Source organism: Micromonospora sp. NPDC006431, assembly GCF_042870725.1.
Classification (GTDB): domain Bacteria; phylum Actinomycetota; class Actinomycetes; order Mycobacteriales; family Micromonosporaceae; genus Micromonospora.
Map to the genome: position 1 here is coordinate 1 of NZ_JBIAHQ010000010.1, position 20,595 is coordinate 20,595.

Sequence of the window (20,595 nt, forward strand, 5' to 3'; positions counted from 1 at the left end):
CGATCTTCTTCCCTAGACAAGAGGAATGATCGATCAAGGGCTGTCCTCATGATCAGCCGGGGTCGATGCCGCCGCCCAACAGGTTAAAGATCAAGCTAGTCCTCGTCGACCCCTGATCCCCCGAGATCGGCAACGCGGTCGCGTTCGGCGCTGCCCCGCTGGTCGACGGCCTGATGGTGGCCAGTGTGGTTCCGCTTGGTGTCGTCGGTTGCTGTGCTTCACTGCTGCACAGCTTGACCTCCCGTGCCGGCGGCGCTTCGACTGCCGAACGGCGCTACCAGTGGAGCTGAGGGGATTTGAACCCCTTACACCCACGGTAGCGAGGAAACTCATCAATCGGGCCCGATCGGCGGCCCGACCAGGGCGGAACCTGCCGACGCTTGCGACGATGGCCCCCACACATTCTGGCGGACCAACGACCAACCGGTCCGCAGCATCAAAGCCCACCGACCGCGCAAAACCGACCATCTTCCGGCCGGGTTTGATCTTCAAAGAGGTGACGGCATGGACCGCTTCGAGGGCCGTTGCTGGCTGGACTGGTGGGCCAACACCTCGACCCTTCTCGGCAGTGTCGACGTGGCCGTCGTGATCACCGCCAGCGACGCCGGCTGGGACGCCCACGGCCGCCTGACCAGCGACACCGACGAGGACCGCGACGGCTTCGCGTTCCTCTGCGACCAAGACCCCGTCTTCACGCTGCGCTTCGAAGACGGAAGCACCGTCGCCGTCACCGTCCACCCCACCGACGACCACCGCCGGTTCACTCTCACCGAATACACCGGGAAGCTTTGAGGCCAGCGTTCGAGCGGTTTGAGAGGTACCAGCAGTTTCTCCGGAACGCGAAACGGGACTGCCCTCAAGTGTATGGGGAGGGTTAGCGCGCTGGCGATGGAGGTCAAGGGGTGAGGGCGATGAGTCGGCGCATAGGGCGGTGTAGACCTCGCGGACGATGTAGCGCTTGAGGCAGCGGAGGATCTCCTGCTTGCTCAAGTCCGCTGAGACGCATGGTGCCCGCCAGCGCCGACATCGACAAAGAATCCATGAAGAGTCGCGTGGCGAGGGCGCCGGGCACGGAAGGATCCCGTGCCCGGCGCCAGCCGGATTACAGCGAGCGGACCCGCACGTCGCGGAACTCGATCAGGTCGTTCGTACCGTGGTTCTGCAACCCGACGAACCCGCTGAGGAACTGCCGCAGGTCGGTCGGCGGGTCACCCGCACGGGACGACGCCTTGCCGGGCGTGTTGTCGAACTCGTTGATCACCACGCCGTTCCGGATGATCGTGTAGTGCTGCCCGACCACCCGGACCTCGTAGTCGTTCCACTGGCCCTTCGGGGTCGCCCCGGCCTTGTCCAGCCCCTGCGGGTCGAAGTTGTAGATCGACCCGGTCTTCTGCACCTCGCCGGTCGGCCCGTCGTAGATCTGGATCTCGTGGCCGCAGTAGATCGCCACCCAGGCCTGGGAGCTCCGGGCCGAGCCGACCGTGCCGCAACTGTCGGCCGGCCGCTGGTCCAGCGGGATCCGCGGGTCCGGGAAGCGGGTAAAGACGCCGCTGTTGGCGTACGTGGTGCCGGCGGACACGTCCCGGAACTTCAGCCGCAGCGAGAAGTCGGCGAACTCGTCCTTGGCATACCAGAGCATGCCGAGCCCACCCGAGCTGCGGATGGTCCCGTCTCGCTGGAGGGTGAACGACCCGCCGGGCGCCTGCCGCCAGTCGGCGAGCGACGCCGCGGTGCCGTCGAAGATCGAGCGGTACCCGGCTACCTTGCCGATCTTCGACTGGGCCGCGGAGGTCTGCAGCTTCTGCGCCTCCTTGTTGTCCACGATGCCGCCGGCCCGCAGGTCGTTGACCACGTCGGCGACGTGGCTGACGAACTGGCCGTGGTTCGTCCAGTTCCGCTCGTCGTCGATCAGGTCGTTGATCGTGCAGCCGCCGCCGACCACGTGGTTGGCCACGCCGGTGTCGGTGTCCAGCAGCTGTACCGTCTTGCGGGTGTCCGGCGCGGGGCAGCCCGTGGTGACGGTGATCTTCGCGGTGGACACCTGGCCGTCGGCGTACGTCACCTTGAGGGTGGCCTCGTAGGTGCCGTAGCCCGCGTAGGTGTGGGTCGGGTTGGCCTCCCGCGACGGCGCGCTGCCGTCACCGAAGTTCCACTCCCACGCCACGCCGCCGGCCCGGGCCGACGAGAACGCGATCGTCTTCGGCTGGCTCGGCGTGACCGCCCGCCACGCGGCGTCGCTCGGCCGCGGCGTCGCCTCGCCACCGGTGTACACGATCCGGATCAGCTTCTGGTTGGAGTGGAGGCTGAAGAAGCCTCCGGCGTAGTCGAGCATGTACAGCGCCCCGTCCGGGCCGAACTTGGCGTCCATCCAGGACTGAAGCTGGGTGCCGCCGCTGCCGGAGCGGATGATCTGACGCAGGTCCTCGGCGAACGCCGGCGGGCCGGCGTTGGCGACCTTGGCCGGGTCGACGGTGACGGCGATCCGGTTGTTGGCGTTGGACTCGTCACCGATGAACCACTTGTTGTCCCAGTACGCCGGCCAGGCGACGCCGCTGTTGGTGTCGACCTTCGACCGGTGGTAGGTCGGGCCGTCCATGATGGCCTGACCGCCGCCCTTGAGGTACGGCTGGGTGAAGGTCTCCTCGCCCACCACGTACGAGGGCAGCCCGCTGCCGTCGGTCCGCTTCGGGTAGACCGGGCCACCGCCCTGCGGCGAGTACCAGATCATGTTGTCCCGGGCGGGCGGGATGTTGACCAGGCCGGTGTTGCGCGGCGACTCGTTCTTCAGGTTGTCGCAGTCGTACCAGCCGGTCAGCACGTTGGCGTCGGTGTTGCTGCGGTCCCGGTAGGGCTGCCGGTTACCCATGCAGTACGGCCAGCCCTGGTTGCCCGCCGAGGTGATGATCGTGGCGGTCTCGTACTTCGCCGGGCCGAGCTGCGGGTCCGGGGCGCCGGCGTCCGGGCCGACCCAGGCCGCGGTCAGCCAGTGGTTGACCGGGTCCCAGGCGATCCGGGCGATGTTGCGCACGCCCATCACGTAGATCTCCGGGCGGGTCTTGCCGCCGCCCTCCTCCTTGCCGGTGAACAGGTTCCCGGCCGGGATGGTGTAGGTGCCGTCCGACTCCGGGTGGATCCGGATGATCTTGCCGTTGAGGTCGTTGGTGTTGCCCGAGGTACGCCGGGCGTCCTGGAACGAGGTGCCCTTGTAGTCCTGGGTCCAGTTGTTGCCCGAGTAGCCGCTGGAACCGCCGGAGGAGTTGCTGTCACCGGAGCCGATGTAGAGGTTGCCGCTCTCGTCGAACGTCATCCCGCCACCGGCGTGGCAGCAGCTGTGAATCTGGGTGTCCCAGCTGAGCAGGTCCTTGCGGGTGCTCTGGTCGAGCGTCTGCTGCGCGGCGTCGTAGGTGAACCGGGAGACGGTCCGCTTGCCGATCCGCTTGTCCCGGTCGATGGACTCGTGCGGCATCCAGTAGACGTAGACCCAGCCGTTCTCGGCGAACTTCGGGTCCAGGGTGATGCCGACCAGGCCCTCCTCGTTCTTCACCAGCTCGCTGCCGCTGCCCCGGTTGCCCATCACGGCGAGGGTGGTCAGCAGCTTGACCTGCTTGGTCTTCGGGTCCCACTGGTGGATGGTGCCGCAGCCCAGGCCGACCTTGGGGTCGTCCCAGTTCACGATCGGCCCGCTCGGGCAGGCGGCCTTGCCGATGTAGAAGACCTTGCCGTCGGGGGCGATGGTGAGGCCGTGCGGCTCACCGATCTGGTCGAGCTGCCCCGACTGGTTGGTGGTGGTGAGCCGCTCGATCCGGTAGTTCGAGGCGATGGTGGCCTGGCAGTCGCCGCGGACCAAGCCCGCCGACCACTTGATGGCCCCGGCCAGGTGGCCCTGGAACTGCTTGTCGCTGGTCCAGCTCGCCTCGGTCCGGCCCATGCCGGTGTAGAACGACCGGCCACCCTCGTAGTCCTGACACCAGGAGATCGGGTGGAAGGCGCCGTTACCGCTCAGGCCCGGGTTGTAGGTGCCCTCCTCGACCTGGGCGATGGTGTGGACCTTGCCGATCGGGCTGGGGTCCCAGTTGATCCACTGGTCGGAGCGGGTCCAGGTCAGCGGCAGGTCCTTGTTGGCCGGGTGCTGCCGGTCGGTGAGGTCGATGGTGGCCTTCTGCACCGTGCTGTCCGGGGCAGGCCCGGCGTCCGGCCCGATCAGCCACAGCTCGGCCAGCTGCACCAGCGGCTCGCCGCTGTTCGCCGTGACGTTCAGCCGGTAGTGCTGGTAGGCCGTCGTGTTGGTGAAGCTGTACTGCTTGGTCTGGAACCGCTGCGGGAACGTCTCGTTGCTACGGCTGTCCAGGTCGGTCCAGGTGGAGCCGTCGTTCGAGCCCTGCAGGGTCCAGTTCTTCGGGTCGCGGCCGGGGAAGTCGTTGGCCGAGGTGAGCGCGTACCGGCTCACCACCACCGGCTTGGCCAGCTTCGCCGCCAGCCAGCCGGTTGGGTTGAACGTCAGCCACTTGGTGCCGGTCGACCCGTCGATGGCCTTCGCGGCGGTCTCGTTCGGCGGGTTCTCCGCGCTCGCCGTGGCCGAGACCGGCTTCTCGGCGTTCGGCAGGCTGGCGGCCGGGCGGGTGCCGATCAGGCCGGTGAACCAGGAGGACTCCGGCTGGGCGCGCGCCGCGTCGTGGACGCCGACGAAACCGCCGCCACCCTTCACGTACGCCTGGAAGGCGGCCTCCTGGGCCTCGTTGAGGGTGACGCCGTTGGCGGAGAGGAAGACCACCGCACGGTAGCGGGCCAGGTTGCCGAAGGTGAACACCGCCGGGTCGGCGGAGTCGTCGACGCTGAAGCCCTGCTGCTCGCCCAGCTCGCGGATGGTGGCGGTGGCCCGGGCGACCGGGTCGTCCTGCTTGTCCACCGGGCCGTGGAAGACCAGCACCTTGACCGCCGCGGCGGCCTCGGCGGCGGCCGCCGCGGGGGTGACCGCCTGGGCGGGCAGGGCCAGCACACCGAGCGCCAGGGCGGCGCTCGACGCCAGGGCGCCGATCCGGCGCCCGCGGGTGCGACGTGCTGCAGCCGGGGTGAATGGTGTAGGTGTGGTGGTGGATCCCGTCGAGTCGGCGCGGGAGCGTCCGACCCATCGGGAGAACCGGAAATGGCGTCTGTCGGCCATCTCGACTCCTCCTGGTTTGAGGTACAGGTTCTTCCGGGTCGTCCATCTGCCGGTGAGGTGAGGCGCTCACCGGAGCACTGGGTGCGCGACCGCCGGCGCCACCGGGATCGGGCGGCCGGTGCGGCGGGTCGCTGGTGGTGGTGCCGGTCCGGGGGCTGCTGGCCGACCGACGGCGGTCAGCAGCCCCCGACCCGTCACTTGTGCTGGTGCTGACCGTCGGCGGGCGCCGCGGCGGCGCCGGCAGCGCCAGTGGTGCCGGTGGCGCCGGCCGCGCCGTGCTGGTGGCCCATGCCGGGCGGCATGTTCCCGTTCTCGTCGAGGACGTGCAGCATCGTCGACATGCCGGCGTCGGAGTGGAACTGCATGTGGCAGTGCAGCATCCAGTGCCCCGGTCCGACCGAGTCGCCGGCCACCACCTGGACGCCGAAGGAGTCACCGGGGCCGAGCGTCTTGTTGTCGATGATCGGTATGGAGTCGACGAACGGCTGCCCGTTGTTGCTGATCACCCCGGTGCGGGTGTCCGCCCAGGAGTGCCCGTGCAGGTGGAAGGTGTGCATGTCGTTGCCGATGCCGACCACGACGAACTCCACCCGCTCGCCCTTGCGGGCGACCAGGCAGCTCGGGCCCGGCTGCGGGTTCACCTCGGTGCAGGTGTCCGTGGCGGCGCCGCGACGTAGGTTGATGCTCTGCCGGTCACCGAAGACCACCGTGTAGGTCCGGTCCGGCTTCGGGTCGCCGGGACGCCGGACGACCAGGCCGCCGAAGAGACCGGACGAGAGCCCCTGGGTGCCGTGCGGGCCGCCCACCACGTGGTCGTGGTACCACCAGTAGCCGGCCGTGCCCTGCGCCCCGGTCCGGTTGTTGCGCGGCTGGGCGTACCAGGTGTAGGTGCGCGATTCACCCGGCGGGACGTACGACCCGCTCTGCACCGTGCCGTCGGACTGCTGGGTGTACTTGACCCCGTGCACGTGCAGCGAGACGCCCAGCGGGTGGGCCGGGTCGGTGCGCAACGCCGCCAGGGTCTCGGCAGACACCTGGTTGTGCAGGGTGATGGCAAGGCACTCCCCCTCCATCATCTCCATGAGCGGGCCCGGGTAGGAGGCCGTCTGCGGGGTGAGGCCGTAGCCGAGCCGGATCTGCGTGCCGTCCTTGGGCAGCTCCACCGCGTACAGCTGGATGCTGCGGTCGGGCTTGCCGCAGCCGTCCGGCTTCTCGGCGAACATCCCGGTGCCGGCCGCGGCCAGCCCGCCGGCGCCGACGAGGGTGAGCAGTACGACGGCCGCGACCACCAGCATCCGCCGGGCCCCGCTACGCGGGCGCTCGGTCCGGCCGCCCAGCGGCCCGGTGGCCTCGCTCGTCGGATCGACGGCCGGCTCCGGCTCGGGTGCCGGGTTGCCGTCCTCGACCAGCCGCCAGGCGCTCATCGGGCACCCCGCAGCTCGACCAGGCGCTGGTAGCTACGCTCGGCGGCGCCCAGCGACCCTGGCGGGTTCGGCTGCGCGCTCGGCGCGGTGTCCTGCTCCCACAGGAACTCGAAGCGGCCCCGGCCCTTGAGCTCGCCGAAGAACTCGTGGAACGGGATGACCCCAGCCCCGAACTCCACGTCCAGGTAGGAGTTGCCCTGCTGCGGGTTGGCCAGCGGCACGCCGTCCTTGACGTGGAACAGCGGGAACCGGTGCGGGTGGGCGTTGACGTAGTCGACCGGGCGGAAGCCCGGGTATTTCCGTGCCCCGCCGTACGCCCACAGGATGTCCATCTCCAGGAACACGTACCGGGGGTCGGTCAGGTCCAGGAAGAGGTCGTACAGCCGCACGTCGGGTCGGTCCGTCGCGAAGCTGAACTCGATGGTGTGGTTGTGCTGGTAGAGCTTGATGCCGCGGGCCGCGGCAGCCTCGCCCCAGGCGTTGAACTCGGCGGCGGCGGCCTGGTAGCCGGCGATGGTCCGGTTGCCGGTGGGCGCCTCCGCCGTGCCGATCGCCGGCATGCCGAGGATCTCAGCGACGTCCAGCTCCCACTCCAGGTTGGTGCGGAAGTCTCGCAGCCCGCGGTGGCTGCCGGCCGCCTTCAGCCCGTTGTCGTCGAGCAGCTGCCGGATCTGCTCCGGGGTGATGGCGCCCACCGAGCCCTGGGTGTAGCCGGCGAACTCCACCTCCCGGTAGCCGATGCGGGACAGCTCCTCGAAGACGGCGGCGAAGCCGACCTGGGCGATCTTGTCGCGGACGCTGTAGAGCTGGATGCCCAGGTGCCCTTGCGGGATGAGCTTGCCCTGGCCCCCCTGGTCGGCCCCGGCCGGCAGGGCGCCGGCGAGGCTGGCCGCGCTGACCGCCACCGTGGAGCCGGCGAGGCCCCGCAGCAGGGTACGTCTGTCGATTCTTTCTCTTGCCATGGTGGTTCCCTTCCGTTCGCTCAGCAGCAGGAGTTCGGGCCGCCCGCCGGACCGCCCGGGCAGCACGGGCTCAGTGGGGCGATCCGGACGTTGCGGAAGCTGATGACGTCGTTCGTCCCGTGGTTCTGCAGCCCGACGTAGCCGGTGGCGTGCTGCCGGCCGGCGCCGCCCGGGTCGTCCGCTCGGGGCGGGCTGAACACGGCGTCGGGCCGATTGACGTACTCGTTGATCAGCTTTCCGTTGCGGAACACGGAGTAGTGCTGGCCGACCACCCGGATCTCGTAGTCGTTCCAGGTGCCCTTGGGGGTGACCCCCGCGCCGGCCAGGTCGACCCGGTCGAAGCCGTACACCGAGCCGCTCTTGTACTGGTCACCGTCGGTCCGGTCGAGGATCTGCAGCTCGTGGCCGTACTTGATGGCGACCCACTCGGGCCGGGACTCCGCCGGGTGGCGGCGCACGTCCGGGAAGCGGACGAAGACGCCGCTGTTGGCCCGGCCGTCGCCCGGCGCGTCATCGCGCCACTGGAACTTCAGCGAGAAGTCGCCGTACTGGGCGACCGGGTACCAGAGCATGCCGAGCCCGGGCACCGGCTTGCTGGTGATGGACCCGTCGGCGTTGCGGGTGAAGCCGCCCGCACCGACCTGCTGCCACTTGCCGAAGGACCCGGCGTTGTCGTCGAGGATCGGCTGGTAGCCGTTCTTCGTGTCCGGCTTGCCGACGCCGGAGCGGCCGGCGGCGCTGGCCAGTTTGCCGTGCTCCTGGTGGCTGATGACGCCGAGGTGGTGCAGGTGCTCGGCGACCGAGTTCACGTAGGAGACGAACTGGCCGTGGTTCGGCCAGGAGCGCTCGTCCTCGATGACGTTGTTGATGGTGCAGTCGCCCGCGACCACCCGGTTGGGCACGCCGCTGTCGACGGTGCCGAGCCAGACGGTGGGTCGGGTGTCCTTCACGCACTCCGGCTGCGGCCCGCTGGCGACCACCGTGAAGGTGACCGAGGCGGTGCCGGAGGTGTTGCCGGCCTTGTCAGTGGCCCGGTAGCTGACCGTGTGCTGGCCCGGCCGGTTCACCGTCACCGGCGCCGAGTACCTGGCGTACGCGCCGCCGTCGAGGGAGTACTCGACCCGGTCCACGCCCGAACCGCTGTCGCTCGCGGAGATGATCACCGTGGCGCTACCCACGTACGCCCCGTTGTCGTCGAGCTGCCCGGAGACGGCGGCGGTGACGGTCGGCGGGGTGGTGTCCGGGGCCGGCGGGTCGACCACCGTGAACGACACCGACTGCGGCGACGACGTGTTGCCGGCCTTGTCAGTGGCCCGGTAGCTCACCGTGTGCTGCCCCACCTGGTTGACCGTGACCGGGGCGGAGTAGGCGGCGTACGGCTGCCCGTCGAGGGAGAACTCGACCCGGTCCACGCCCGACTGGGTGTCGGTGGCGGTGAGGGTGACGGTGGCACCGCCGACGTACGCGCCGTTGGCGTCCCGCTGGCCGGTCACTGCGGCCGTCACGGTGGGCGGCGTGGTGTCGGCCGGAGGCGTCTCGACCACCGTGAACGCCACAGACTGCGGCGACGACGTGTTGCCGGCCTTGTCAGTGGCCCGGTAGCTGACCGTGTGCTGGCCCGGCCGGTTCACCGTCACCGGCGCCGAGTACGCGGTGTAGGCGCCGCCGTCGAGGGAGTACTCGACCCGGTCGACACCCGACTGGGTGTCGGTGGCGGAGAGCGTCACGGTGGCACTGCCCACGTAGGCGCCGTTGGCGTCCCGCTGGCCGGTCACCGCGGCCGTCACCGTGGGCGGCGTGGTGTCCGTCGGCGTCGGCTCGACCACCCGGAACGACACCGACTGCGGCGTCGAGGTGTTGCCGGCCTTGTCGGTGCCCCGGTAGCTCACCGTGTGCTGACCTGGCTGGTTCACCGCCACCGGCGCCGAGTAGATGGCGTAGGGCTGCCCGTCGAGGGAGAACTCCACCCGATCCACGCCCGACTGAGTGTCAGTGGCGGAGAGGGTCACCGTGGCGCCGCCGATGTACGCACCGTTGGCGTCCTTCTCCCCCGTCACCGCCGCTGTCACCGTCGGCGGGGTGGTGTCCGCCGGAGGCGTCTCCACGACCGTGAACGCCACAGACTGCGGCGACGACGTGTTACCCGCCTTGTCAGTGGCCCGGTAACTCACCGTGTGCTGGCCCACCTGGTTGACCGTGACCGGCGCGGAGTACCTGGCGTAGGCACCGCCGTCGAGGGAGTACTCGACCCGGTCGACACCCGACTCCGTGTCGGTGGCGGAGAGCGTCACGGTGGCACTGCCCACGTAGGCGCCGTTGGCGTCCCGCTGGCCGGTCACCGCGGCCGTCACCGTCGGCGGCGTGGTGTCCGTCGGCGGCGTTTCCACCACCCGGAACGACACCGACTGCGGCGACGACGTGTTGCCCGCCTTGTCAGTGGCCCGGTAGCTCACCGTGTGCTGACCCGGCTGGTTCACCGCCACCGGCGCCGAATAGATGGCGTAGGGCTGCCCGTCGAGGGAGAACTCCACCCGATCCACACCCGACTGAGTGTCGGTGGCGGAGAGCGTCACAGTCGCGCTGCCCACGTATGCCCCGGTGGGGTCCTTCTCCCCCGTCACGGCCGCCGTCACCGTCGGCGGAGTGGTGTCCGCCGGAGGCGTCTCGACCACCGTGAACGCCACAGACTGCGGCGACGACGTGTTGCCCGCCTTGTCAGTGGCCCGATAGGTCACCGTGTGCTGACCCGGGTGATTCACCGTCACCGGCGCCGAATACGCGGTGTAGGCGCCGCCGTCGAGGGAGTACTCGACCCGGTCGACACCCGATTCGGTGTCCGTGGCGGACAGGGTCACCGTCGCGCTGCCCACGTACGCGCCGTTGGCGTCCCGCTGGCCGGTCACCGCGGCCGTCACCGTGGGCGGCGTGGTGTCCGCTGGCGGCGTTTCCACGACCCGGAACGACACCGACTGCGGCGTCGACGTGTTGCCGGCCTTGTCAGTAGCCCGGTAGCTCACCGTGTGCTGACCCGGCTGGTTCACCGCCACCGGCGCCGAATAGATGGCGTACGGCTGCCCGTCGAGGGAGAACTCCACCCGATCCACACCCGACTGACTGTCGGTGGCGGAAAGCGTCACCGTGGCGCCGCCGATGTACGCACCGTTGGCGTCCTTCTCCCCCGTCACCGCCGCCGTCACCGTCGGCGGAGTGGTGTCCGCCGGAGGCGTCTCGACCACCGTGAACGCCACCGACTGCGGCGACGAGGTGTTGCCCGCCTTGTCAGTGGCCCGATAGGTCACCGTGTGCTGACCCACCTGGTTGACCGTGACCGGCGCGGAGTACCTGGCGTAGGCACCACCGTCGAGGGAGTACTCGACCCGGTCCACCCCCGACTCGGTGTCCGTGGCGGACAGGGTCACCGTGGCACTGCCCACGTACGCGCCGTTGCCGTCCCGCTGGCCGGTCACCGCCGCCGTCACGATGGGCGGCGTGGTGTCCGTCGGCGGCGGTTCGACGACCCGGAACGACACCGACTGCGGCGACGAGGTGTTACCCGCCTTGTCAGTGGCCCGGTAACTCACCGTGTGCTGACCCAGCTGGTTCACCGTCACCGGCGCCGAGTAGGTGCCGTACGCCCCGCCGTCCAGGGAGTACTCGACCCGGTCCACGCCGGAGCCGCTGTCGGTCGCCGACAGGGTCACCGTCGCGCTGCCCACGTACGCCCCACTGGGGTCCTTCTCCCCGGTCACTGTGGCGCTGACCGTGGGCGGCGTGGTGTCCGATCCGCCGCCGGTGACCACCAGCAGGCCGGTCATTCCGCCGTGGCCTGGGATGGCGCAGAAGTACCGGTAGGTGCCGGGCGAGAGCACCACGTCGACGGTCCACCGGCCCCCGTTGCTGTCCGTCGGATCCGCCAGGATGTTGACGTCGACGTCGCTGTTGTACCTCGGGTCGCCCGTTTCGAACGTGAGGGTGTGCTGCATTCCGGTGGTGTTGCCGGTAGCCCGGCTGTTTTCGAAGACCAGGGTGGCCGGCCCGGCCGTGGCGGTGGTCGGCGCCGACAGGTACGACAGGAAGTTGTCGCCGGCGGTCCAGGTCAGGACCTGGGCCTGCAGTTGCGACGAGGATCGAGGCCCGGCCGTCGCCGACCGCTCGGTGTCGGTCGGACGCGCGTTCGCCGGGGAGCCGGTCAGGGCGGCGGTCAGCAGCAACAACATCGCCGCGATGACCGCCACCGATCTCCGGAGCCGGCTCGCAGAGAGCCGATCCCGCGGTGCGGATGGGTTCATTGATGCCTCTTTCACGGTCCGGGAACAACCGGGCGGAACGTGCGTCGGCCCGTCGGTGTCAGGTGTCGTCTGAGGTGCTTCTTCGGGTGCTCGCAGCCCGTCGGCCCCTCCCTGGCCGCGCGGGATCCCCGGCCGTGGCCGGCGGCCACGGTCGTCCGATGTGGATGGTTGGTTGATCCCGGTGTCAGCGGCGAGCCGGTTCGCACGCGGCGCCGGGCAGGGTCGCGCGTCGGAGCTGATCTGGTCGTGTCGGGTACGGACGGACGTCGGTCGATCCTTGGCGCATGCCTGCGCCAGGTCGCCGTGGTGCGGCGTTGACCCGGGGTGGCCGTCGCTGGCCGGTCATGACCCTCCGACGGGTTGCGCCGCCTGAAGGCCACGGTCGAGAACTACTGTGCCGGTAGTTCATCTCGACGAAACATATTGATGGTGCCCGACAGTACTAACTTCCTCTCAGGCTGTCCATAGCTTTCGTCCGCTCACGGACTACTTTTCTTCACGGCAGACGAAAGTGGTCGGCAGATTCCTACCGCAACCCTCCCAGGGGTCTCACCGCACGGCGCCGGAGGCGCTGACGGCGCACCGGGCGGGCCGGGTTCCGGCGGGGCTCGATCGCCGGGTCGACCGACGGGTGAACGTGCGCCATCCGCATGGAGCGGCAATCCCCGCCAGTCGGGCGAGCCCCGCCCACTCCGGAGGGTGTTCGCCCTGATCAGGGGCTATAGAAGGTGATGCTTCCTGATTTCCGGGACCGGCGCGGTGATCGACCGATCCGGTTGCCGCGGTCACCCATTGATCTGTGTCCACGGCCGTGTGATCGTGCTCCAGCGAGTCGCCGATCCACGGCGGCTCGGACGGTCGATCCGTCGAACCGGAGCCACGCCGGCAGCTCCGGGACCGACCGTCGTTCCGCCTCATCGCTACCCCGCGCACGCGTGTCCCCACCGGGCTCCATGCTGCGCGCCTCGGAACAGGAGCTAACCCCCTTGAAGCTCTCACCCCGCCTCGCCGCGCTCTCCGGCGCGGCCGCGGCCGGCCTGATCGCCGCCGGCACCGCCGCGGCCGTACAGGCCGCGCCGCCCAGTCCCGCTCCCGACGCCGCCCAGGCCCGTACGCTCGCCGCGAACTCGGCCCGCGCACTGGTCGCCAGCCGGCCCGGCTACCTGCACGCCAGCTCGGACGACGCGTTCGTGCAGCAGTCGATCATCAGCTCCGAGGGCACCCAGTACGTGCCCTACGAGCGCACCTACAAGGGCCTCCCGGTGACCGGTGGCGACTTCGTGCTGGCCACCGACTCGGCCGGCAACCTGAAGTACGCCTCCGTCGCGCAGCAGCGGGCCATCGGCAACCTCGCCACCACGCCGAAGCTCACCTCGGCCACGGCCGAGAAGACAGCCCGCGCCCAGCTCAAGACGGTCAGCACCGTCGAGGGCACCAAGCTGGTCGTCTACACCCTCGACAGCGCCCCCACGCTGGCCTGGGAGACCACCGTCCGGGGCACCGTCGCGGACGGCCCGAGCCGGCTCACCGTGGACGTCGACGCGGTGACCGGCAAGGTGCTGCGTACGCAGGAGCACGTCGTGCGCGGCAGCGGCACCGGCGCGTGGAACGGGCCCAGCCCGCTCAGCCTCAACACCACGCTGTCGGGCAGCACGTACTCCATGAAGGACCCGACCGTCACGAACCTGAGTTGCCAGGACTCCGCGACCAACACGACGTTCAGCGGCTCGGACGACGTCTGGGGCAACGGCACCGCCACCAACAAGGAGACCGGCTGCGTCGACGCCCTCTACGGCGCGCAGACCGAGCACAAGATGCTGTCGCAGTGGCTGGGCCGTAACGGCGCCGACGGCAACGGTGGCTACTGGCCGATCCGGGTGGGCCTGAACGACCAGAACGCCTACTACGACGGCACCCAGGTGCAGATCGGCAAGAACACCGCAGGCCAGTGGATCGGCTCGATGGACGTGGTCGCCCACGAGATCGGCCACGGCATCGACGACCGCACCCCGGGCGGCATCTCCGGCTCGGGCACCCAGGAATTCGTCGCCGACACCTTCGGCGCGGCCACCGAGTGGTTCGCCAACCAGCCCGCCAGCTACGACGCCCCGGACTTCCTCGTCGGCGAGAAGGTCAACCTGGTGGGCAGCGGCCCGATCCGCAACATGTACAACCCGTCGGCTCTCGGCGACCCGAACTGCTACTCCAGCAGCATCCCGTCCACCGAGGTGCACGCCGCCGCCGGTCCGGGCAACCACTGGTTCTACCTGCTGGCCATGGGCAGCAGCCCGACCAACGGCCAGCCGTCCAGCCCGACCTGCAACGGCAGCTCGGTCACCGGCCTCGGCATCCAGAAAGCCATCAAGATCATGTACAACGCGATGCTGATGAAGACCACGTCGTCGTCGTACCTGAAGTACCGCACCTGGACCCTGCAGGCGGCGAAGAACCTCTACGGCAGCACCGGCTGCACCGAGTTCAACACCGTCAAGGCCGCCTGGGACGCCGTCAGCGTACCGGCGCAGTCCGGCGACCCGACCTGCTCCGGCACCACCACTCCGCCGCCGACCGGCTCCTGCTCCGGCCAGAAGCTGGCCAACCCCGGCTTCGAGTCCGGCAACGTGAGCTGGAGCGCCTCCTCCGGGGTCATCACCAGCTCCACCGGCCAGGCCGCACACGGCGGCTCGTGGAAGGCATGGCTCGACGGCTACGGCACCGCCCACACCGACACCCTGTCGCAGTCGGTGACGATCCCGTCCGGCTGCCGGGCGACCCTCACCTTCTGGCTGCACATCGACAGCGCGGAGTCGACGACCACCACCGCCTACGACAAGCTGACCGTGAAGGCGGGCAGCACCACTCTGGCCACCTACTCCAACCTCAACAAGGCCGCCGGCTACGTACAGCGGTCCTTCGACGTCTCGTCGCTGGCCGGGACCACCGCCACCATCTCGTTCACCGGGGTGGAGGACAGTTCCCTGCAGACCTCGTTCGTCATCGACGACACGGCGGTCACCGTCTCCTGAGCACGCCCCGAGCGGCCGGTCGTCGTCCTCCCGACGGCCGGCCGCTCCGCCGGCTCAGCCGTACGTGGGGTGCTGCGCCCACCCCGGCGCGTCCGTGCCGGGATTGAGCCGCCCTGCTCCGACAGCGGGCGATGCCCGCCTCAGCTCGGGCGGCCCGCCCGCGTCCCCGCGTCAGGGCCGCGGCTGAGGCGGGCCATCACGTCGTCCACCGCCCGGCTGAACAGCTCCATCTGCCGTACCGGCTGCTCCTCGATGCCGCCGAGCCGCGCGGCCAGAGCGTCGACGTCGGCCCGGGCCGAGGCGCTGACTTGGGCGTCGAGGGCGGCCAGGGCGGCGTTGACGGCCAGCACGACGTGCCCGCAGACCGCCTCCACCCCGTCCCCGGCCAGCTCCGGGTCCACCGTCACGGACTCCAGCCGGCCACCCTGGACCACCACGGCCCGGACCCGGCCGTCGGCCGCCGCGCCCTCGGCGCGGAGCAGCTCGCCCGGATCGCCGTCGGGGTGCTCGGCCGCCCGCGAGCGCATGGCCGACAGCGCCTGCTGCGTCCTGGTGAGCAGCTCGTCGAGGCTTGCGGCCGCGGAGAACGAGTCGTTGGTCATATCCGCGCCTTCTTCACGTCTTTCCGGAGCACCGCGACGATAGCAACCGCCCCCGACCGGGACACCGCGAGCACCCGGGGCCTCGTTCACGAAAAAGAGTGGCCGTCCCGGGCGGGGATGGCCACTCTTTCCGTGCATCAGCGCGCAATGTGGGGCGCCCCACCTGCCAGGGGCGTCAGCGCAGGCGGAGGTGCTGGCCTGGGAAGATCAGGCCCGGGTTGTCGCCGACCACGCGCTTGTTGCGCTCGTAGAGCGTCTGCCAGCCGCCGGCGAGGTGGTTCGCCGTCGCGATCAGCGACAGCGAGTCACCCGACCGGACCGTGTAGGTCGCGCCGCCCGACGTCGGCGCGGTACGCCGGTGGCTGCGGGTCGCCGGCTGGTCGCCGCGGGACGACCGATCCTTGGTCACCTTCTTGTGCGACTTCGTGGCACCGGAGTCCTTGGTGGAGTAGGGCTTGGTCGAGCCGCCCTTCTTGCCGCAGACCGGCCAGGCACCGATGCCCTGCCCGTCGAGGACCTTCTCGGCGACGGCGATCTGCTCGCTGCGGCTGGCCAGGTCGGCGCGGCTGGCGTACTTCTGGCCGCCGTAGCCGTTCCAGGTGCTCTTCGAGAACTGGAGGCCACCGTAGTAGCCGTTGCCGGTGTTGATGTGCCAGTTTCCGCCGGACTCGCACTGGGCGATGGCGTCCCAGTTCACGCTGGATGCGCTGGCCGGCGCGGCCGGCCCGAGGATGGCGGCGGCGCCGGTGGCGGCGCCGACGACGAGCGCCCCGACGGCGACGCGACGCTGGGTGGTGCGTCGATGACGTGCGACATGTTCAGTTGCCATGTGGGTTCCTCCACGCCGACGAGGTGAGCTGTCGGGTTCGGGCCGAGGAGCCCGGCCGCCGGATGGGCGGCTTCACCCCGAGGTGTCGAGCACCGAGGAACATGTGGGTCCCCCGCTCCCGCCTGAGGTCCAGGTACCGACGGGCCGGCGGCGGGATTAGGCGTTACCGGCCCGGGTGTCCGCGATCGCGAACGCAGTCGACGTTAGGGATAGTTTCGGATGATCGCCCACTTCTTGTGAAGTTCTTCACCCGGCCGAGCGAAGGCCACACCGTACGAGTTGCGCGGCGTCCACAGGTGCTCTACAAGCGCCATTCAGTACGTCAGGCCGAAGCCCTGCGGAAAGAGCGGAACCTGCCCGTCGCCGGCGTTGATGGGCTGCTGGCCGACGGAGTTCATCCAGGTCATCGGCAGTTTGCCGGTCGGCGCGTACCCGCCGAAGAGGACGTCGGCAACGCCGACGCCCTCGGTGCCGGGCAGCCAGGAGGCGAGCAGCGCGGTCCAGTTCGGCAACTCGCCGGCGACGTCCAGCGGCCGGCCGGAGACCAGCACCACGATCACGGGCACGCCGGCGTTGCGCAGGGTCACGATGGTGCGCAGGTCCTCCCGGTCCAGGCCCATGGCACCCGTACGGTCGCCCTGACCCTCGGCGTACGGTGTCTCGCCGACCACCGCGATGGCGGCGCGGTAGCTGCTGTTGATGCCGGTGCCGCGCTGGTTGTAGGTGACCGTCGTGGTCGGACCGACCGCGGCGCGGATGCCCTGGAGGATGCTGGTGCCGGGAGTGATGTTGCCCGAGGAACCCTGCCAGGAGATGGTCCAGCCACCGCTCTGGTTGCCGATGTTGTCGGCGTTCTTGCCCGCCACGAAGATCTTGTTGTTGTCACGGGTCAGCGGCAGGATTCCGGCGTCGTTCTTCAACAGCACCTGGGACTCGCGGACGGCCTGCCGGGCCAGCGCCCGGTGTGCGGCACTGCCCACGGTCGGCGTCCAACTCCGGTCGGTGAACGGCCGCTCGAAGAGGCCCAGCTCGAACTTCTTGGTGAGGATCCGCCGGTTGGCGTCGTCGATCCGGCTCATCGGCACGTGCCCGTTCTGCACCTCGGTCCGGAGCCTGCTGAGGAAGGTCTTCCACGCGGTGGGCACCATGACCATGTCGATCCCGGCGTTGACCGCGGTGCTGACCTCAGCGGCGGTGAAGCCGACGCTGCCGTCGATCTGGTCGATGCCGTTCCAGTCGGAGACGACGAAACCGGAGAAGCCGAGCTCTCCCTTCAGGACCGTGGTGATCAGGTATTGGTAGCTGTGCAGCCAGGGCGGTGACCGCGACGAGGAGGAGGGCGAGGCCGAGGGGGCGGTAGCGGGTCACGGGTCACTCCTTCCAATGGAACGCGAGGACCGTTCACCCGCACTCTAGGCCAGCGGGACATTGATCGGCGCCACTACAATCGCCGCCCTGTGCGAAAAATCCTTGCGGTTGCGGGAGCGGGCGCGCGCCGATCCGGCACCGACTACGGTGGCGAGGTCCGGCACGGTCGCCGGGCCCGGGTGCGCAGGCGGAGGAACATGACTGACTACGGACACGAGCTGGCCTTCGGCGGCTTCCTCACCCCCGCCGCCGGCCAGTTCGAGCAGGTGGTGGCGCTCGCCAAGCTCTGCGAGCAGGTCAACCTGGACCTGGTCACCTTCCAGGACCACCCGTACCAGCCGGGTTTCCTGGACACCTGGACGCTGATGTCGTACCTCGCGGCCGCGACCAGTCGGATCCGGCTGGCCGGCAACGTGCTCAACCTGCCGCTGCGCCAACCGGTGGTGCTGGCACGCAGCGTGGCCAGCCTGGACCTGCTCACCGGCGGCCGGGTCGAGCTGGGCCTCGGCGCGGGCGCGTTCTGGGAGGCGATCGAGGCGGTCGGCGGCCGGCGGCTGTCCCCCGGGCAGGCGGTCGACGCGCTCGACGAGGCGATCCGGGTGATCCGCGAGGTGTGGGACGTCGAGCGGCGCGGCATGGTCCGGGTCGAGGGCACGTACCACCGGGTGGTCGGGGCGAAGCGGGGGCCGGCGCCGGCCCACCCGGTGGAGATCTGGGTCGGCGCGTACAAGCCCCGGATGCTGCGGCTGGTGGGGCGCGCGGCGGACGGCTGGCTGCCGTCGCTGGCGTACCTGTCGAAGGGGCCGGACGAGCTGCCGGGGATGAACGCGCTGATCGACGAGGGTGCCGAGGCCGCCGGGCGGGATCCCCGGTCGGTGCGGCGGCTGTTGAACGTCACCGGCCAGTTCACCCGGTCGTCCGCCGGCCTCCTCACCGGGCCGCCAGAGCAGTGGGTGGAGGAGCTGGCCGGGCTGGTGCTGGACCACGGCATCGCCACCTTCATCCTCGGCGCCGACGACCCCACCGCCATCCAGCTCTTCGCGCGGGAGGTCGCGCCCGCGGTGCGGGAGCTGGTCGCCGCCGAGCGTGCCGAGCCGGGCACCCGGCCCAGGGCCGGCGAGGAAGCGCGCGAGGCGGTCGAGGCCGGGGGCGCCACCGCGCTCGCTGTCACCCCCACCCCCGATCCGGGCGTACGGCTGACCGACCACCAGCTCTGGGACGAGTCCACCCGCCCGGTCGCCCCGCCGGCGCCGGCCGGGCACGTCTACACCCCGCACGCGCAGGCCGTCGGCGCGCACCTCGTCGACGTGCACGACCACCTGCGTCAGGAGCTGGCGCAGGTGCGCGACCTGCTCGAACAGGTCAAGCGGGGGGTGGTCTCCGCCGGTGCGGCCCGGGCCGTGCTCAACCAGATGACCATGCGGCAGAACAACTGGACGCTGGGGGCGTACTGCGCCGCGTACTGCACGGTGGTCACCCAGCACCACGGGCTGGAGGACAATTCGATCTTCCCGCACCTGCGGCGTGCCGATCCGGGGCTGGCCCCGGTGCTCGACCGGTTGGCGGCGGAGCACGTGGTGATCCACGACGTGGTGGAGGGCGTGGATCGGGCCCTGGTCGACCTGATCCGCAATCCGGGCGACTTCACCGAGGTCCAGCAGGCCGTGGACATCCTCACCGACACCCTGCTGTCGCATCTGTCGTACGAGGAGCAGAGCATCGTCGAGCCGCTGGCCCGGCACGGCTTCTACGCCGGCCAGGTCTGACCGTCGGCGGCCGTTCCGCCAGCCACCGGACACCCCCATTTCGCCGACTAATCTTCGCATTCGCGCAGGTCAGGTGGGTCGAGCTACGGTGGGCCGCAGAGGTGATGGCAATGGCTGTGATCTATGTCGACCTGTCTTACCACGACTGGGACCGCGTCAAGGGCGAGTTCGACTGGGCGGCGATTCGCCGGGCCACCTCTCCCGTCCTGTGCATGCGGGTCACCTACGGCGACCCGCAGGGCTTCCACCCGCCCAGCCCGCACGTCGCCGAGATGGCGCGTGGTGCGGCCGGCGCCGGCTTCGACGTGATCGGTGGCTACCACAACCTGATCAGGGGCGATCAGGCCAGCACCAACCGGCAGGTCGACTATCTGCGGAGCACCCTCGACGGGATCGGGGCGGTGTGGGCGATGCTCGACGTCGAGCGTTACCCGGAGCTGGTCGCCAACGGACTGTGGCCGCGCTTCGACGACGTACGCCGGTTCGTGGACCGCTGGCACGCCGTCGATCAGCGGGTGCTGGCGATCTACCTGCCGAAGTGGAACTGGGACGGGAACCTCGGCCGGCCCGACCTCCGGCCGCTCAACGCACCCCTGGTCGCCAGCGACTACGGCAGCAACCCCACCGGCGCGCCCGCTGCCGTCTACGCGCAAGGTGGTGGGGACGGCGGCCCGGGCTGGGCCGCGTACGGCGGGGTGACCCCGTCGATCTGGCAGTACGGGTCGAACGTCGCCTGCCCCGGCGCGTCCGGACAGACCGACTGCAACGCATACCGTGGCACGCTCGCCCAGCTGCGGGCCCTGTTGACGAAGGACGACACCATGACCCCCTCCGAATTCTCCGCGATCCTGTCCGACCCGGCTGTCGCCGCGAAGATGCGCGCCCTGCCCTGGCAGTACATCGGTGGCGGCATCCCCGCCGGCATGTCGACGCTCAACGTGCTCAACGACCTCTACCAGACCACCCATGCCGCACCGACCGCCGCCGCGATCGCGGCGGCGACCGTGCAGGCGCTCGGTGGGCAGTCCCCGGCCGACGCCGCCGCCGCGATCGTGGCCGCGATCGGCAAGGACCGCGCGGCAGCCCTCGCCGCGGCCCTCGCCGCGGCCACCAAGTAGACGGCGGCGGCCTCCGTCGGCCGCGGCGTGGCTGCCGCGGCCGACGGAGT

The 20,595-nt window shown here is 70.2% G+C and carries 11 protein-coding genes and 1 riboswitch; of the genes, 4 read left to right on the forward strand and 7 right to left on the reverse strand.

The features are described 5' to 3' along the window. Positions 1-504 precede the first annotated feature (504 nt). Positions 505-792, forward strand: a complete 288-nt coding sequence (locus tag ACFYM6_RS18375; RefSeq protein WP_387276906.1) for a hypothetical protein — start codon at positions 505-507, stop codon at positions 790-792. A gap of 310 nt (positions 793-1,102) precedes the next feature. On the opposite strand, the gene ACFYM6_RS18380 is transcribed toward ACFYM6_RS18375, so the two are convergent. The 4 genes from ACFYM6_RS18380 to ACFYM6_RS18395 all read right to left on the reverse strand — a co-directional run bounded on the left by ACFYM6_RS18380 (position 1,103) and on the right by ACFYM6_RS18395 (position 11,782). Beyond that, a complete protein-coding gene (locus ACFYM6_RS18380; RefSeq protein ID WP_387276908.1) occupies positions 1,103-5,161 on the reverse strand; it encodes a ThuA domain-containing protein in 4,059 nt (1,352 codons plus the stop codon). A 194-nt stretch (positions 5,162-5,355) separates the two neighbouring features. Further along, entirely contained in the window at positions 5,356-6,585 is a 1,230-nt protein-coding gene (locus ACFYM6_RS18385; RefSeq protein ID WP_387276911.1) for a multicopper oxidase domain-containing protein, read from the reverse strand. Then, positions 6,582-7,547, reverse strand: a complete 966-nt coding sequence (locus ACFYM6_RS18390; RefSeq protein ID WP_387276913.1) for a sugar phosphate isomerase/epimerase family protein — start codon at positions 7,545-7,547, stop codon at positions 6,582-6,584. Before ACFYM6_RS18390 ends, ACFYM6_RS18385 begins: the two co-directional genes overlap by 4 nt. Before the next feature lie 20 nt (positions 7,548-7,567). Next, a complete protein-coding gene (locus tag ACFYM6_RS18395) occupies positions 7,568-11,782 on the reverse strand; it encodes an OmpL47-type beta-barrel domain-containing protein (RefSeq protein ID WP_387276915.1) in 4,215 nt (1,404 codons plus the stop codon). A 1,040-nt stretch (positions 11,783-12,822) separates the two neighbouring features. Here ACFYM6_RS18395 and ACFYM6_RS18400 point away from each other — a divergent pair. Then, positions 12,823-14,862 (forward strand): M4 family metallopeptidase, encoded by a 2,040-nt coding sequence (locus ACFYM6_RS18400; RefSeq protein WP_387276917.1) that lies wholly within the window; start codon positions 12,823-12,825, stop codon positions 14,860-14,862. Between the two features lie 140 nt (positions 14,863-15,002). Here ACFYM6_RS18400 and ACFYM6_RS18405 read toward each other — a convergent pair whose 3' ends face one another. The 3 genes from ACFYM6_RS18405 to ACFYM6_RS18415 form a co-directional block, all read right to left on the reverse strand. Beyond that, entirely contained in the window at positions 15,003-15,464 is a 462-nt protein-coding gene (locus ACFYM6_RS18405) for a YbaB/EbfC family nucleoid-associated protein (protein WP_387276919.1), read from the reverse strand. A gap of 175 nt (positions 15,465-15,639) precedes the next feature. Beyond that, entirely contained in the window at positions 15,640-16,293 is a 654-nt protein-coding gene (locus tag ACFYM6_RS18410; RefSeq protein WP_387276921.1) for a transglycosylase family protein, read from the reverse strand. Continuing rightward, positions 16,292-16,466: riboswitch (cyclic di-AMP (ydaO/yuaA leader) on the reverse strand. Its footprint overlaps the gene before it by 2 nt. Before the next feature lie 141 nt (positions 16,467-16,607). Further along, positions 16,608-17,603 (reverse strand): glycoside hydrolase family 3 C-terminal domain-containing protein, encoded by a 996-nt coding sequence (locus tag ACFYM6_RS18415; protein ID WP_387277342.1) that lies wholly within the window; start codon positions 17,601-17,603, stop codon positions 16,608-16,610. A gap of 255 nt (positions 17,604-17,858) precedes the next feature. Between ACFYM6_RS18415 and ACFYM6_RS18420 the strand changes: the two genes are divergently transcribed. Together ACFYM6_RS18420 and ACFYM6_RS18425 are read left to right on the forward strand one after the other, a co-directional pair. Continuing rightward, positions 17,859-19,427, forward strand: coding sequence for an LLM class flavin-dependent oxidoreductase (locus ACFYM6_RS18420; RefSeq protein WP_387276923.1), 1,569 nt, complete (start codon positions 17,859-17,861; stop codon positions 19,425-19,427). A 110-nt stretch (positions 19,428-19,537) separates the two neighbouring features. Then, positions 19,538-20,545 carry a hypothetical protein gene (locus ACFYM6_RS18425; protein ID WP_387276925.1) on the forward strand — a complete coding sequence of 336 codons (1,008 nt, stop codon included), beginning with the start codon at positions 19,538-19,540 and terminating at the stop codon, positions 20,543-20,545. Positions 20,546-20,595: the final 50 nt, after the last annotated feature.

What these genes read in the sequence shown, in the direction of transcription:
- ACFYM6_RS18375 (WP_387276906.1), top strand. Translation starts at nt 505, where the DNA reads ATGGACCGCTTCGAGGGCCGTTGCTGGCTGGACTGGTGGGCCAACACC.
- ACFYM6_RS18380 (WP_387276908.1), bottom strand. Translation starts at nt 5,161, where the DNA reads ATGGCCGACAGACGCCATTTCCGGTTCTCCCGATGGGTCGGACGCTCC.
- ACFYM6_RS18385 (WP_387276911.1), bottom strand. Translation starts at nt 6,585, where the DNA reads ATGAGCGCCTGGCGGCTGGTCGAGGACGGCAACCCGGCACCCGAGCCG.
- ACFYM6_RS18390 (WP_387276913.1), bottom strand. Translation starts at nt 7,547, where the DNA reads ATGGCAAGAGAAAGAATCGACAGACGTACCCTGCTGCGGGGCCTCGCC.
- ACFYM6_RS18405 (WP_387276919.1), bottom strand. Translation starts at nt 15,464, where the DNA reads ATGACCAACGACTCGTTCTCCGCGGCCGCAAGCCTCGACGAGCTGCTC.
- ACFYM6_RS18410 (WP_387276921.1), bottom strand. Translation starts at nt 16,293, where the DNA reads ATGGCAACTGAACATGTCGCACGTCATCGACGCACCACCCAGCGTCGC.
- ACFYM6_RS18420 (WP_387276923.1), top strand. Translation starts at nt 17,859, where the DNA reads ATGACTGACTACGGACACGAGCTGGCCTTCGGCGGCTTCCTCACCCCC.
- ACFYM6_RS18425 (WP_387276925.1), top strand. Translation starts at nt 19,538, where the DNA reads ATGGCTGTGATCTATGTCGACCTGTCTTACCACGACTGGGACCGCGTC.